Genomic DNA, 14,468 nt, shown 5'->3' with positions numbered 1-14,468 from the left:
TTGCGTTTCCGGGTCCGTGACTTGACGCAATGCATCCGCCTACGGACGATGCGTCATGGTTCGTGACACCAACATGCGAATTTTGCTGACCGGCGCCAACGGTTTCGTCGGCCCCTATGTGGCCGCCGCACTGCGCAGGATTTGCGGCGATGACGTTGCCGTTGTCGCAACCTCCAAGGATGGTGGTCCGCATCCCGCTTTCGGCCAGGTCGAAGAGTTGGACGTGACCGACGCGGCCGCGGTCCAGGGTGCCGTTGCCCATCACCGGCCCACCCACGTGATTCACCTGGCGGCGGTCGCGGCCCCGGATGCCGCCCAAGCCGACCCCCGGAACACGTGGCGCATTCATGTGGACGGCGCGCTCAGCCTGGCCAATGCCATCCTCGACAAGGCTCCGGACTGCTGGCTGGTCCATGTCGGGTCGGGCCTGGTCTATGGCGAAAGCGCGAAAACCGGGCAGCCGCTCGACGAAAGCACGCTGCTTGCTCCGATCGACGATTACGCCGCGACCAAGGCCGCGGCCGACCTCGCGCTCGGCGCACTTTCACGCCGGGGGTTGAAGTGTCTCCGGATGCGTCCCTTCAACCATACCGGCCCGGGTCAGACCGAGGCATTCGCCGTGCCGGCCTTCGCCATGCAGATCGCGCGGATCGAAGCAGGCTTGGCTCCGCCGGTCATCCGTGTCGGCAATCTCGATGCAAGGCGCGATTTCCTGGATGTGCGCGACATCGCCAACGCCTATGCCCGGGCGGTCTCGAACAGCCGCGACCTTACCCCGAACACCATCTTCAACGTTGCATCCGGCGTGTCCTGGCGGATGGGTGACATCCTCGATCTGCTGCTCGCGCAGAGCAGCGCCAAGATCGTCACGGAGCAGGATCCCCTGCGGCTGCGACCAAGTGACCTGCCGTGCATCGTCGGCGAGGCGACCCGCGCCCGGACCTTGCTCGGCTGGGTGCCGGAGCATCCCTTCGAAGATACGCTTGTGGCCGTTCTGGAGGATTGCCGCGCACGCGTGGCAAGGGCACAGGTGGGATGATCGCCTGCTTCCCGAGAGCCTGAGGTGAACCGCCGCCGTGCCGGCACAGCGGCGAGTTGCCACACAGCGCGTGGCTTGCGCTCCACCGCTGGCGACAGGCGGCGAACCGGCCGGAATGACGGCCAGCATCGCCGCCGATTTAGTTGATCTCCCGGCATTGAGCTTTCCACCGGCTCGTCCTATAAGGCCGCGCGCAGCGGGCACGGCCCGCCTGCTGGGGCGTCGCCAAGCGGTAAGGCATCGGTTTTTGGTACCGACATTCCCAGGTTCGAATCCTGGCGCCCCAGCCAACTGCCATCACGCAAATCTGGCCAGCCGGACGGAGCCAAATGCTTGCCACCGGCGCGGCGGCTTGGGCTTGCGCTCACGGAAACGGCACCCCTACCTTTTTGGCGCAATTCCGGACGGGAAACCGCTCACGGAGTTGCTCTCAGCCGGCGGAGGCCGGCTTCGGAAGCCATCGCTTTTCGATAAGGCAAACCATCGTGTAGGCAGGGTCAAAGACATTGCCGACGTGATACCGGACAACTTGGCCCATCAGATGAGACGCGGCCTCGGCGGACAAGCCATAGTCGCTGGTCAACCAGTTGAGCATGTCCGTTGTCGCGTGCTGCAGGGCCTGATCAAGCGGCCGCGCGTTGCCGACTGAGAAAATATGGGTCTCGTTCTCACCGCGAGGCCATGCCAGCCGCCTGTTTTTCTCCACGGTCAATCGAAACTCGATTTCAAAACAGGTTTCGATACCGGTTCCGACGATCTCCCCATCGCCCTGCGCCGCATGACAATCGCCGGCGAAGAAGAGCGCGCCCTCCACGGCAACAGGAAACCAAACGGTCGCGCCGGGCCGAAACCCGCGGTAATCCATGTTGCCGCCATTCTCTGCGCTTGTCGCGGTGGAGAAAGCCTGGCCCATCGATGGCGCCACGCCAAAGCAGCCGATCATCGGCTCGATCGGCAAAATGAAGTGTTCGAGACCTGGGGGCGGCTCCTGCAACATCACACTTCGCGATTCCAGATCGATCCGCCAGGTAACTGTATCTCGTGCCGGCAGTCCACGAGCAGCCTCCGGCTCAACGACGTTTGCGGCCAGTGACGAGATCGTCCAGCCGGAAGAACGGATCGGGTCCATGCGCAGGATATCCACGCGGAGCGCATCACCAGGCTCGGCTCCCGTCACGAAGACCGGACCGTTCATTGGGTTTGGACCTTGAGCCGGTCGGGCTCCGTTCTTGTCGAAGCCCCGAGCGTCGAGCGTCTCCGTGATCACGACATCGCCGGATGCAATTGTGAGCGCCGGTGCAATCGTGCCGAGGACATTGTGCCAAGTGGTGTTGATGAGCTTGTGCGTTGCCATGCAATGGCAGTAGCGAAGGCGTCGCAGCGCGGCAAGTGGGCGGATCGGCTCTTCGTGGCCAATGAGCTTTGCGCCGCCTCGTGCTATAAGGCCGCGCGCAGCGGGCACGGCCCGCCTGCTGGAGCGTCGCCAAGCGGTAAGGCATCGGTTTTTGGTACCGATATTCCCAGGTTCGAACCCTGGCGCCGCAGCCAACTTCGAGAAGATATCGACCTGACCACCGCTCCTGTCGTCTGAAAACCTTGCACGGGTCGGTCGAGCAGCCGAACGAATGTCAGGCGCCTCGGATGGCGATTGCTGTGGTCAGCAGAATCAGGCCCAGTATCGCCAACCCTGCACGGATGACGTGCGAGAGTTCCCACTGGTTGCGGAGTACGGTCCACTCCTGCGTTTGCGAGGGCCGGCTGCCCGCGGCGCCTTCGGTTCCGAAGAAGCGTTTCGCCGGCGAGGTCAATTCCACTTCCTGCAGCCAATGCTTGTTGACCGGCTGGGTCATAAGCCAGAAGACAAGCTGCATGGCGAGGAGCGCGACCAAGGCGCTGGCGATCAGCCAAAACCGGACAGACCCGCTCGACGTCAGCATCAGCGCGAATGTGGTGACGATCCCGCCTACCTCGGCGACGCCACCTCCGATCGTAAAACCCGGATAGTAGATCCGTTGAACGACGAAATATTCCTGCCTGCCGAGCCGCAATTTGCCCGGCAACTCCAGCGCGTGGGCGAGCGCCATAGCCATCGCACCCGCCACGAGGACGACGGTCAGGACCTCCAGACAGACATACATCGGATCGGCCTCTCACTCCGGTCTTAGCGCGTGTGCAGAAGCAATCTCGTTAAGACCGAACGTCATCCTGCTGACAGGGTTCCCACCAGCGCACGCTTCTATTCCGCTGGGCGGCGCGGTTTTATGCGTCGTGAACTGGGCGAGACTGGGCAATCGCCGCGAAGCGGAGCCTCAGCCTAAACCTTTTCCGGCGGCAGGCGTTGTTCGTTGCAGGCGGGCCAGGACACAACAGCCAGCGGAGAGGTTCAACCGATGTATTTCATGGCATTGGCCACCGACTATGACGGCACGCTGGCGCATGACGGGCTGGTCGCGGCCAGCACGATCTCGGCGCTGGAGAAGCTGAAGAAATCCGGGCGAAAGCTCATCCTGGTCACCGGGCGCGAGCTGCCCGATCTCAAGGAGGTGTTTCCCGAACTTTCCCTGTTCGACAAGGTCGTCGCCGAGAACGGCGCACTGATCTACACGCCGGCCAGCGAGGAGGAGCGCACGATCTCGCCCTCGCCTTCCGCGGATCTCGTCGACAGGCTGAAGAAGCGCGGCGTGAAGCCGCTGTCGGTCGGCCGCTCGATCGTCGCCACATGGGAACCGCATCAGGCCACCGTGCTCGACGTCATCAAGAAGCTCGGCCTGGAGCTGGAGATCATCTTCAACAAGGGCGCGGTGATGATCCTGCCTTCCGGCATCAACAAGGCGACCGGGCTGGCGGCGGCGCTCGACGACCTGAAACTGTCACCGCACAATGTCGTGGCAGTCGGTGATGCCGAAAACGACCACGCCTTCCTCAGGGCCTCGGGCTGCAGCGTTGCGGTGGCCAACGCATTGCCCGCAGTCAAGGAAACCGCCGACCTCGTCACCAAGGAGGCGCGCGGCAAGGGCGTGGAGGAGCTGATCCGCAGACTGATCAAGCACGATTACCTGCTGGCCAAGAAACGTTTGGGCGGTGTGTTGCTCGGAACCTCGCGCGGCAAGGACATTTATCTGTCGCCGATGGAAACGGTGCTGATCGCCGGAAGCTCGGGCATCGGCAAATCGACCTTAGCCACGGCGCTGACCGAGCGGCTGGTCGAAAAGGGTCTGCAATTCTGCATTTTCGACCCCGAGGGCGACTATGACGGACTGAAAGGCGCGGTGCCGCTGGGCAACGGCTCGACCGCGCCGAACAAGGAACAATTGCTGGAATTGGTCGAGAAACCGCAGACCAATGTCGTGGTCAACGGCCTGGCTCTGAAGGTCGACGAGCGGCCCGACTTCTTCGCAGAATTGCTGCCCGGCCTCGGCAATGTCCGCTATCGCACGGCAAGGCCGCATTGGCTGATCATCGACGAGGCGCATCATCTGATGCCCAAGCGACGCGGAGACACGCGATCCGTGCTTTCGATAGAGCTGCCCGGCACTGTGCTGATCACCGTCCATCCCGAAGCGATCTCGACCGATGCCCTCGGCCTCGTGACGGCGGTGATCGCGCTTGGGCCCAAGGCGAAGGGCGTGATCAAGACCTTCTGCAAGGAAACAGGGCTCCAGGCGCCAAAGGACATTCCATCGCCCAAGGGCGACCGGGTGCTGTTCTGGCGCCCGCACGACGGCAAGAAGCCGATCACGGTCAAGGCGATCGAGCCCGACCAGTCGCTGAAGCGGCACAGCCGCAAATATGCCGAAGGCGAGCTCGACGAGGCGGGCAGCTTCTATTTCACCGGGCCGAAGAAGGCGATGAACCTCAGGGCCCATAACCTCATCATCTTCGCGCAGATGGCGGAAGGCATCGATGACAAGACATGGGAGCACCATTTGCGCGCCGGCGACTATTCCAAATGGTTCCGCCAACAGATCAGGGACAAGGACCTCGCCCGGGAAACGGCGGAGGCGGAGAAGAACAGGTCCTTGTCGGCCGACGAAAGCCGCAAGCTGGTGATCGAGGCCGTGCGGAGGCGCTACACGGCGCCGGCGACCGCTCCGGAAAAGTAGGATTGGTCGTGCAATCCTGAGAAAGGCGAGCTCAGCTCGCCTCGCGCATCGCCTCGGCGGCCTGCAGGTCGACCGAGACCAGTTGGCTGACGCCCTGCTCGGCCATGGTGACGCCGAACAGCCGGTCCATGCGCGCCATGGTGATCGGATTGTGGGTGATGATGACGAAGCGCGTTTCGGTCGTCTTCGCCATCTCTTCCATCAAATTGCAGAAGCGCTCGACATTGTGATCGTCGAGCGGCGCGTCGACCTCGTCGAGCACGCAGATCGGCGCCGGATTGGTGAGGAACACGGCGAAGATCAGCGACATCGCCGTCAGCGCCTGCTCGCCGCCGGACAAGAGCGTCATGGTCTGCGGCTTCTTGCCGGGCGGGCGGGCGAGGATTTCAAGGCCCGCTTCCAGCGGGTCTTCCGACTCGATCAGCTGCAGCTCGGCCGTGCCGCCGCCGAACAGGTGCGAGAACAGCCGCTGGAAATGGCCGTTGACCACCTCGAAGGCCGACAGTAGCCGCTCACGGCCCTCGCGGTTGAGGCTCTGGATGGCCTGGCGCAGTTTTCTGATCGCCTCGATGATGTCCTCGCGCTCGGAAACGATGGTCTCAAGCCGCTCGGACAATTCCTTCTGCTCTTCCTCGGCGCGCAGATTGACGGCGCCCAGCCGCTCGCGCTCGATCTTCAGCCGGTCGAGTTGGCGTTCGATCTCGGCCATGTCGGGCATCGGATCGTCGGCTTCGAGCCCGGTATGCTTGATGACGAGATGCGGCGGCGTGTTCAGCGCCTCCTGGATGCGAGCCTCGACTTCGGCGCGACGCTCGTCGGCCGCTGTCAGCCGCTCCTCGGCCCGGACGCGGGTTTCGCGCGCCTCGGCGAGCGACTGGATGGCGGCGGTCGCGGCCTTATCCAGCTCTGCCTGCTGGTTTTCCGCTTCCTGCAGGCGGTCGCCTGCTGCCTTGCGCAGCGCTTCGGCCTCGGAAAGCTGGGTTAGGAGCGCGCGGCGCTTGGCGTCGATCTCGTCCGGCGCGTCGGCCAGCCGCTCGCGCTCGGCTTCGGCCTCGGCCTTGCGCTCGCCGAGAGCGGCGATCTGCGTCGAGGCGTTTTCGGCGCGCTCGACCCAATTCCTGCGCTCGGCGCCGATGGCGTCCAGCCGGCGCATGCGCGCCTCGGCCTCGCGGCGCAGCCCTTCATGCACGGCGCGCGCATCGGCAAGCGTGGCGCGGTCGCGCGAGACATTGGCGGAAGCCTGTTCGAGCTGCAGTTGGAGATCGCCTAGATCCGGCGCGTCCTTCAGCATCTCCTCGGCTTCGAGGAGGGCAGCCTGGGTCTCCTCATGGCTTTCGACGATGCGAGCGCGGGCTTCGTCCAAGGCTGCGCGGCGGCTCACCAGCTCGCCGCCGGCCTTCTCGGCCTCGGCCAGCGCGTTGCGGGCGGCATCCAGCGCATGCTGGGCCTCACGTCCGGCCTGGCGCGCATTGCGCTCGGCCTCGCTTGCCTGGCGCATCGCCTGTTCGGCGCGCGCCAGCGCTTCCTCCGCCTCGCGCACGACGCGCGTCGCCTGCACGGCTTCGGCATCGAGCTCGGCCAGGCGATTCTTCTGCGCCAGCCGCTGGGCGGCGGCGGTCGGGGCGTCGGCGCTTGCGGTCAGGCCATCCCAGCGCCACAACGCTCCATCGCGGCTCACCAGCCGCTGGCCGGGCGCCAACAGCGCTTGAAGGCGGCGGCCGTCGGCGGCATCGACGATGCCGATCTGGGCGAGGCGGCGCGCAAGCTGCGCCGGCGCGCGCACGACGCTGGCAAGGCTCTTCACGCCTTCCGGGAGCGCCGCATCTCCAGGCTGGATCGCGCTTTCGCCCCAATGGACAGGAGCGCTGCGGTCGAGCGGGACATCGAGGTCCTCGCCCAAGGCCGCACCCAGCGCGGTTTCGTAGCCGCGCTCGACGCTGATCTGCTCAAGCACCGATGGGAAAAGATCGCCGCCGCTGGTGGCGTTGAGGATCTTCGCCAGCGTGCGCGCTTCCGTCTCGATCCGCGCCAGTTCCGCCCTGGCGTCCTGCAGCGGCGGGCGGGCGGCGCTTTCGGCCGCGCGCGCCTCGGCGACGGCCTGCTCGGCGGCAATAGTGCCGGCCTCGCTCTCTTCCAGCCGGGCAAGCGCATCCTCGACCAGAAGCCGCTTTTCGGCCGGATCGGGCAGGCCGGAAATGCGCGCGACGATGTCGGAGAGCTCGCGATCGACCTCGGCGAGTTGGCGCGCAAAGCGGTCGCGTCGCTCCGCGGTCTCGTGCAGCGTGCGCTCGATCTGATGACGCGAGGCGGCCGCCTCGGCGCGCTCGGCGGTCAGCGCGGCAAGCCTTGCCTCGCTTTGCGACAGCGTCGCGCCGGCCTGTTCGAAGGCCGCGCGCGTCGTAGCCTCGCGTTCGGCTGCGCCCGCATTGTCCGAATTGAGCTCGGCTTCCTCGGCGCGCAGGCGCTCGAGGACGTCGGCATTGTCGCGCACCATCCGTTCCTCGCGGGCGATGTCGGCGTCGAGCTGCTGCAGGCGGCGTTCGAGCTCGGTCTGGCGCGCGCGGATGCGGCCGGCCTCTTCCTCGATCTGGGTCTTGGCGATCGACAGGCGCTGGAAGGCGGCTGCGGCGGCGGCCTCCGCGTCGCGAAGATCCGGCAAGCGGTGTGCGGCGATGCCCTGCTCCCTGGCGGCCGCCATCTGGGCGGCTGCGCGGTCGCCGACCAGCGTGGTGGCGACGGCGAGCGCCGAACGCGCTTCGCCTTCCTGGGTCTTGGCCAGCGTCCAGCGCAGATGCAGAAGCGTCGCTTCCGCCTTGCGGATGTCGGCCGACAGGTTCTTGAAGCGCGAGGCCTGTCGCGCCTGGCGCTTCAGGCTATCGATCTGGCCCTCCAGCTCGCCGACGACGTCGTCCAGCCGTTCGAGGTTCTGCTCGGCAGCCTTGAGCCGGAGCTCCGCCTCGTGCCGGCGGGTGTGCAGGCCGGAAATGCCGGCGGCTTCTTCCAGCAGCGCGCGGCGGGCTTGCGGCTTTGCCTGGATCAGCTCGCCGATGCGGCCCTGGCCGACCATGGAAGGCGAGCGCGCGCCGGTCGACTGGTCGGCGAACAGAAGCTGCACGTCCTTGGCGCGCGCTTCCTTGCCGTTGATGCGGTAGAGCGAGCCGGCCTCGCGCTCGATGCGGCGCGACACCTGCAACTCATCGGCGTCGTTGAATGCGGCGGGCGCCGTGCGGTCGGTGTTGTCGAGGAAAAGCGTGACTTCGGCCGTGTTGCGCGCCGGGCGCGTCCCGGAACCGGAGAAGATCACGTCGTCCATGCCGGACGCGCGCATATTCTTGTAGGAGCTTTCGCCCATCACCCAGCGCAAAGCTTCGACGAGGTTCGACTTGCCGCAGCCGTTCGGCCCGACAATGCCGGTCAGCCCGCGTTCAATGACGAACTCACCGGGCTCGACGAAGGATTTGAAACCGAGGAGACGAAGGCGCGAAAATTTCATTCGCGCCGCCCTACACTACAGGCCATGACGCCGAAGCCGGACCGCTTCGGCGCGGCCTGGATGTCAGAGCAGAGGGTCGATGATGGCCGACATTTCCTCAATCGACATCGCCCCTTTGTAGGTCTTTCCGTTGATGAAGAAGGTCGGCGTCGAGTCGACCTTGAACTCGTCCGCTCCGCGTTTCTGGACTGCTCTCACATCGTCCAGAAGTTTCTGGTCCGTCAAGCAGGACTCAAAGGACTCCTGTGTAAAACCGGCCAGCTTCGAGATCTGCAGCAGCGCTTCCTTGGTGTTGTTGACGCCGACCCAGCTTGGCTGCTGCTTGAACAGCACATCGACCATGGCGAAATAGTTGTCCTTGGAGCAGCGCGCCAGCATGAAGCCGGCCTCGGCGCTCGGGTCGAAGGGGAATTCGCGCAGGATGTAACGCACCTTGCCGGTGTCGATATACTTCTTCTTCAACTCAGGAAAGGTCGTGTCGTTGAAATGCGCGCAATGCGGGCAGGTCATCGAGGCGTATTCGACGATGGTGACCTTGGCGTCGTCCTTGCCGAGCTGCTTGTCGGGCAATGCGCCGGGCTTGAGAAGTTCAGCCATGTCGACGGTGCCCTGCGCCTCGGGCACCTGAACCGCGGCCGGGGTGGCAGCCGGCTTGGCCGGCGTCGACGGGTCGGCAGGCTTCACGTCGGCGGCCTTGGCCTGCTCGCCGGAGTCGCTGCATGCCGCGAGCAGCGCGACCGCGGGAACGGCGGCCAGCGCGGTCAGAACGTTTCTGCGGGACAAGCTATTGCCAAACGGGGCACGGTTCATGCGAATCACCTGATATCGGTTGGATTTTGCAATGCAAGGGCTAGAAAAGGCGAGAGTTGGCGCGAATTAAGGCATCGCGATCCCCAATCCAATCGCGAAACTTGATCGTCAGTATCACGAATGCGCGAGATTGGTGACGCATTCATGACGCTTCTTACGGCCCTTTGCGCTTCCTTTCACCCATAATCGTGGCGCCAAGCCGCTCCAGCGATGCGCGCAGGCCGTCATCCTCGATCTTGCCGACCAGATGCGAAAGCTTCGACTTCTCCGCTTCGCTCAGTGGTCGCGGCGCCGGCTTTGGCCGCGCCTTCTGCGAAAGCACCGGTTTCTGCAGGATCTTGATGCGGCCGATCGCATTGAAGCCCAGGAAGGCGTTGACGCGGTTGATGACCTCGCCGGCCTCATGCTGCAGATGCAGCGCCGCCATGCCTTCGCAGGCGATGATCAGTGTCGCCGGCTCGAACGGATCGTCCTCGTGCAGGCGGCGCGGCCACTGGATCTTCTCCGGCCGCGAATGGGTGGCCAGGCGCGGCCCGGCGATCTCTTCCCAGGACTGCACCAGCCCGATCGAGATGCCGGCGCGCTTCCTCAGCACCGGATCGAGGATCTCGGTGGCGAGATCGCTCACCGGAACGGGATTGCCGAAGGGGCTTTTCCCTGCCATGTGCGTTCTCCAGTCCCAGCTTCATCCAAGCAATGGCACCGCTAGACCAGACCCGCAAGGCATCACAGAACGCCGCGTCCGAGGACACGGGCATCGCTGCCCGCCTGCTCGCCTGGTACGACGCGCATCACCGCGACCTGCCCTGGCGCGTCACGCCCGGCGCGTTCGCGCGCGGGATCAGGCCCGATCCCTATCGCGTCTGGATGTCCGAGGTGATGCTGCAGCAGACCACGGTCGAGGCGGTGAAGGCCTATTTCCGCAGCTTCGTCGAGAAATGGCCGACGGTGGAGGCGCTGGCGGCGGCGCCGGCTGAGGACGTGATGAAGGCCTGGGCCGGGCTCGGCTATTATTCCAGGGCGCGCAACCTGAAGGCCTGCGCCGACCTAGTGGCGCAGCGAGGCGGCCGCTTTCCCGACACCGAGGCGGGCCTGCGCGAACTACCGGGGATCGGCGCCTACACCGCGGCGGCGATCGCGGCGATCGCTTTCGACCGGCCGGCCGCCGTCGTCGACGGCAATGTCGAGCGGGTCGTGACCCGGCTTTATTCGATCGAAACGCCGCTCAGCGAGGCCAAGCCGCAAATCCGCGCGCTGGTCGAAAAGCTGGTGCCGCGGACCCGGCCCGGCGATTTCGCCCAGGCGATGATGGATCTCGGCGCGACGATCTGCACGCCGAAGCGGCCGCGCTGCATGCTGTGCCCGGTGCGCGAGGATTGCAGCGCCATTCTCAGCGGCGATCCGGAACGTTTCCCGGTCCGCCTGCCGAAGGACGACAAGCCGTTGCGCAAGGGGGCCGCCTTCGTCGCCGAGCGCGACGACGGCGCCATCCTGCTGCGCAAGCGGCCGGAGAAGGGCTTGCTCGGCGGCATGACCGAGGTGCCGACCACAGGCTGGACGGCGCGGGTCGACGGCGCCACGACGGCCGAAGCCGCGCCCTTTCCAGCCGACTGGCGTCTCGCCGGGCGGATCGGGCACGTCTTCACCCATTTCGCGCTCGAACTCGATGTTTTCCATGCCCACTTCACTGGCGACGCGCCCGCAGGCCATTTCTGGTCGCTGGCCCATGAAATTTCGGGGGAAGCGCTGCCCACCGTCATGAAAAAGGTAATCGAGGCGGCCATACCGGGCGCGACCAAGAGACGGAGCTCGCACTGAAAGGCATGCAATGACCGAAATCCGCCATATCGTGTTCGACATCGGAAAGGTGCTGATCCATTACGATCCGGACATCCCGTTCAGCCGCCTGATCCCGGATGCCCGGGAGCGGAAGTGGTTCTTCGACAATGTCTGCACCAGCGCGTGGAATCTGGAGCAGGATCGCGGCCGGACCTGGGAAGAAGCCGAGGCGCTGCTGATCGCCGAGCATCCTGATCACGCCGAGAACATCCGCAACTTCCGCCGCCATTGGCACGAGATGGCGCCGCACGCCTATGCCGACAGCGTCGCGCTGCTGGAGGGCCTGATCGAGGACGGCCACGACGTGACGCTGCTCACCAACTGGGCTTCGGATACGTTCCGCGAGGCTCGGGCCCGTTTTCCGTTCCTGGAAAAGCCGCGCGGCGTCACCGTCTCCGGCGATATCGGCCTGATCAAGCCGGACCGCGCCATCTACGACCACCACGTCGCTTCGTTCGGGCTCGATCCCGCGGCATCGCTGTTCATCGACGACAGCCAGAAGAATGTCGACGGCGCCAAGGCCGCCGGCTGGCAAGCGGTGCTGTTCACCGATGCCGGGACGCTTAGAGCGGACCTTGAACGGCTCGGGATTGCGGCTTGAACTGAATCGGTTGCGGCGATCCGTTGAAGTCTTGATTCAAGAGCGGGCAGCCGCTCAGGCCCCTGCCCGCTCCATGCCGAGCCTCGCGATACGGCGCAGCTCGTCGATCGGGGTGAGGCCGCCGCTGCGCTCATAATGCCAGAAGGTCCAGCCGTTGCAGGCGTCCAGGCCTTGCACCTCGGCGCCGATCTTGTGGATCGAGCCGGCGCTGTCGCCGATCGCCAGCGTGCCGTCGGCGCGCACCTTCGCCGCCCAGCGCTTCTTGGCGTCGTAGAGCGTGGCGCCCGGCGCCACCAGGCCGTTGTCGATCAGGCTAATGAAGGCGACGCGCGGTTCGGCGCGCTTGCCCGAAAGCACAGTCAGATCGGCGTCTTCCAACGGACGCACCGCGGCGATGCGCTCATTGGCGGCGTCGATATAGGCCTGCTCGCGCTCGATGCCGACGAAGTGGCGGCCGAGGCGCTTGGCGACGGCGCCCGTGGTGCCGGAGCCGAAGAAGGGATCGAGCACCACGTCGCCCGGCTTGGTCGAGGCCATCATGATGCGGGCCAGCAGAGCTTCCGGCTTCTGCGTCGGATGCAACTTGTTGCCGTTCTCGTCCTTCAGGCGCTCTGCGCCGGTGCAGATCGGGAACAGCCAGTCGGAACGCATCTGCAGATCGTCGTTCGAGGCTTTCAGAGCCTCGTAGTTGAAGGTGTAGCCCTTGGCCTTCTGGTCGCGCGAAGCCCAGATCATCGTCTCATGCGCGTTCTGGAAGCGGCGGCCGCGGAAATTCGGCATCGGGTTGGTCTTGCGCCAGACGATGTCGTTGAGGATCCAGAAGCCGAGATCCTGCATGCGGGCGCCGACGCGGAAGATGTTGTGATAGGAGCCGATGACCCAGATGGTGCCGCTGGGCTTCAGCACGCGGCGCGCAGCGAGAAGCCAGGCGCGGGTGAAGGCGTCATAGGCCTCGAAACTCTCGAACTGGTCCCAGTCGTCGTCGACGGCGTCGACCTTGGACTGGTCAGGCCGGTGCAGGTCGCCGTCGAGCTGCAGATTATAGGGCGGATCGGCGAAGATGACGTCGACCGACTTTTCCGGCAGCCTGTCGAGCGCGGCGACGCAATCGCCCTTCAGGATCGTGTCCAGCCATTCGGACTTGAGGGGAGCGGGGGAAAGCTCGTCGAGAAGACGCACGGCTGACATCGAAACACCCAAAGGAACGCGTTACGGTTTTACTCTCCGTTATGGTTACCGATCAGCGTAAACATTCGGTGAAGGCCTGCGGCCCGGCTGCGGAGGTTTGCGTGGACCGGCCCATTGGTGTATGCCGCGCCGCTTGAGCCCATCGGGCCCTCCCCCAACGTTTTCGGATTGCCCATGCCCCAGCCAGATCTTGTCATTTTCGATTGCGACGGCGTGCTCGTCGATTCTGAAATCGTCGCCGCGCGGGTCGAGGCAGAGCTTCTGACATCGGCCGGATTCGAGATCTCGGCGGAAGAGATTTTCGAGACCTATGCCGGGCTGACCTTCAAGGACATCATGCTGCGGCTCGAGGAGAAGTCCGAGATTCCGTTCCAGGCCTCACTGATCGACCGCGCCGAGGAACTGGTCGACCGCAAGCTGCGCAGCGACGTGCGCATCATCGACGGCGCCCGCGAGGCGGTGGCCGCCGTCACGGCGCCGCGCGCCGTCTGCTCCAATTCGCGCACCGAGCGGGTCGAATTCATGCTGGAGAAGGTGCGGCTGTTGCCGTTCTTCGCCGGCCGCATCTTTTCGGGGCTGGACATACCCAGCAAGAAGACCAAGCCCGCGCCGGACGTGTTCCTCTATGCCGCCGAAAAGCTCGGCGCGAACCCGAAGAACACCTTCGTCATCGAGGATTCCGTGCACGGCATCGCCGGCGCCAGGGCGGCCGGCATGCGCGTCATCGGCTTCACCGGCGCCGGGCACAGCTATCCGGGCCATGCCGATGCGCTGACCGAGGCGGGCGCCGAAACGGTCATCCGGCGCTGGGCGGAACTGAGCAGCACGATCGCCGCGCTGTCGGAGTGGTCGGAAGACGCCTAGATTAGAGCCGAAGATCGCGCCTATGCGCGCGTCGTCAGCGTCGACAGTTGGTCGGTGTCGTAGCGGTTTCGCAGCTCGGCGAGCGCTTTCGGATCCGGCGCCCCGTGCGCCGCCAGTTCGGCAAGCTCTTCGAAATAATGTTCGTGGCCGGGCGGAGAGACGGTCATCAGCACGCGCGCCGGTCTTTCGCTGACATTGGTGATGTCGTGCGGCACTCCCGGCGGGATGAACAGGAAGGTTCCTGGCGTTGCACGGATCGTGCTGTCGCCGACGTGCCATTCACACTCGCCCTCGAGCAGGTAAAAGGTCTCCTCCTGCACCCGGTGGACATGCCGCCCGGTGGCGAACTTCGGCGGGATCGTCCAGTCGAACATGCTCGTATGCCTGGTATTTTCATCGGTGACGAGGAAAGCCATGGGGTGGCCACGCAGCATGACGCCCTTCTTCTCGTCGGGCATGCGGATGACGGCATCAGCGCTCATGTGATCCTCCTCTGACAGGGCGCTTGTTTGCGGCAAGCGTTGAAACAAG

General features: G+C 65.1%; 12 protein-coding genes and 2 tRNA genes. 7 read left to right on the top strand and 7 right to left on the bottom strand.

Going from position 1 to position 14,468, the window contains the following annotated elements:
• The first annotated feature begins 55 nt into the window (after positions 1–55).
• Entirely contained in the window at positions 56–1,039 is a 984-nt protein-coding gene (locus MJ8_RS10025) for an NAD-dependent epimerase/dehydratase family protein (RefSeq protein WP_201414226.1), read from the top strand.
• 215 nt (positions 1,040–1,254) lie between these two features.
• A tRNA-Gln gene (locus MJ8_RS10020) sits at positions 1,255–1,329 on the top strand.
• A 140-nt stretch (positions 1,330–1,469) separates the two neighbouring features.
• Here the strand turns inward: MJ8_RS10020 and MJ8_RS10015 are convergent.
• Positions 1,470–2,393: an acetamidase/formamidase family protein gene (locus tag MJ8_RS10015; protein WP_201414225.1), complete on the bottom strand. Its 924-nt coding sequence runs from the start codon at positions 2,391–2,393 to the stop codon at positions 1,470–1,472.
• Positions 2,394–2,512: 119 nt separating this feature from the next.
• Here MJ8_RS10015 and MJ8_RS10010 point away from each other — a divergent pair.
• A tRNA-Gln gene (locus tag MJ8_RS10010) sits at positions 2,513–2,587 on the top strand.
• 80 nt (positions 2,588–2,667) lie between these two features.
• Here the strand turns inward: MJ8_RS10010 and MJ8_RS10005 are convergent.
• On the bottom strand, positions 2,668–3,177 hold the full coding sequence (locus MJ8_RS10005) for an anthrone oxygenase family protein (RefSeq protein ID WP_201414224.1): 510 nt from the start codon (positions 3,175–3,177) through the stop codon (positions 2,668–2,670).
• Between the two features lie 252 nt (positions 3,178–3,429).
• Between MJ8_RS10005 and MJ8_RS10000 the strand changes: the two genes are divergently transcribed.
• Positions 3,430–5,142, top strand: coding sequence for an HAD family hydrolase (locus MJ8_RS10000; RefSeq protein ID WP_201414223.1), 1,713 nt, complete (start codon positions 3,430–3,432; stop codon positions 5,140–5,142).
• Positions 5,143–5,173: 31 nt separating this feature from the next.
• Here the strand turns inward: MJ8_RS10000 and smc are convergent, their stop codons facing one another.
• The 3 genes from smc to MJ8_RS09985 all read right to left on the bottom strand — a co-directional run bounded on the left by smc (position 5,174) and on the right by MJ8_RS09985 (position 10,109).
• Positions 5,174–8,635, bottom strand: coding sequence for a chromosome segregation protein SMC (gene smc, locus MJ8_RS09995; RefSeq protein WP_201414222.1), 3,462 nt, complete (start codon positions 8,633–8,635; stop codon positions 5,174–5,176).
• A 63-nt stretch (positions 8,636–8,698) separates the two neighbouring features.
• The gene (locus MJ8_RS09990) at positions 8,699–9,445 is read right to left on the bottom strand and encodes a DsbA family protein (RefSeq protein ID WP_201414221.1); all 747 of its coding nucleotides are present in this window, start codon (positions 9,443–9,445) and stop codon (positions 8,699–8,701) included.
• A gap of 154 nt (positions 9,446–9,599) precedes the next feature.
• Positions 9,600–10,109, bottom strand: a complete 510-nt coding sequence (locus tag MJ8_RS09985; protein ID WP_201414220.1) for a DUF721 domain-containing protein — start codon at positions 10,107–10,109, stop codon at positions 9,600–9,602.
• A gap of 32 nt (positions 10,110–10,141) precedes the next feature.
• On the opposite strand from MJ8_RS09985, the gene mutY reads away from it, so the two are divergent.
• Together mutY and MJ8_RS09975 are read left to right on the top strand one after the other, a co-directional pair.
• Entirely contained in the window at positions 10,142–11,263 is a 1,122-nt protein-coding gene (mutY, locus tag MJ8_RS09980; RefSeq protein WP_201414219.1) for an A/G-specific adenine glycosylase, read from the top strand.
• Between the two features lie 10 nt (positions 11,264–11,273).
• Positions 11,274–11,885, top strand: coding sequence for an HAD family hydrolase (locus MJ8_RS09975; RefSeq protein ID WP_201414218.1), 612 nt, complete (start codon positions 11,274–11,276; stop codon positions 11,883–11,885).
• Between the two features lie 54 nt (positions 11,886–11,939).
• Here MJ8_RS09975 and MJ8_RS09970 read toward each other — a convergent pair whose 3' ends face one another.
• Entirely contained in the window at positions 11,940–13,073 is a 1,134-nt protein-coding gene (locus MJ8_RS09970) for a site-specific DNA-methyltransferase (RefSeq protein WP_201414217.1), read from the bottom strand.
• Positions 13,074–13,247: 174 nt separating this feature from the next.
• Here MJ8_RS09970 and MJ8_RS09965 point away from each other — a divergent pair, with 174 nt between their 5' ends.
• Complete coding sequence (locus MJ8_RS09965) at positions 13,248–13,937, top strand: HAD family hydrolase (protein WP_073987007.1); 690 nt, start codon at positions 13,248–13,250, stop codon at positions 13,935–13,937.
• Between the two features lie 20 nt (positions 13,938–13,957).
• On the opposite strand, the gene MJ8_RS09960 is transcribed toward MJ8_RS09965, so the two are convergent.
• Positions 13,958–14,419: a cupin domain-containing protein gene (locus tag MJ8_RS09960; protein WP_201414216.1), complete on the bottom strand. Its 462-nt coding sequence runs from the start codon at positions 14,417–14,419 to the stop codon at positions 13,958–13,960.
• Positions 14,420–14,468 lie beyond the last annotated feature (49 nt).

The sequence above is a fragment of the Mesorhizobium sp. J8 genome (genome assembly GCF_016591715.1).
Classification (GTDB): Bacteria; Pseudomonadota; Alphaproteobacteria; order Rhizobiales; family Rhizobiaceae; genus Mesorhizobium.
This window is presented reverse-complemented; position numbering and strand designations above follow the sequence as displayed.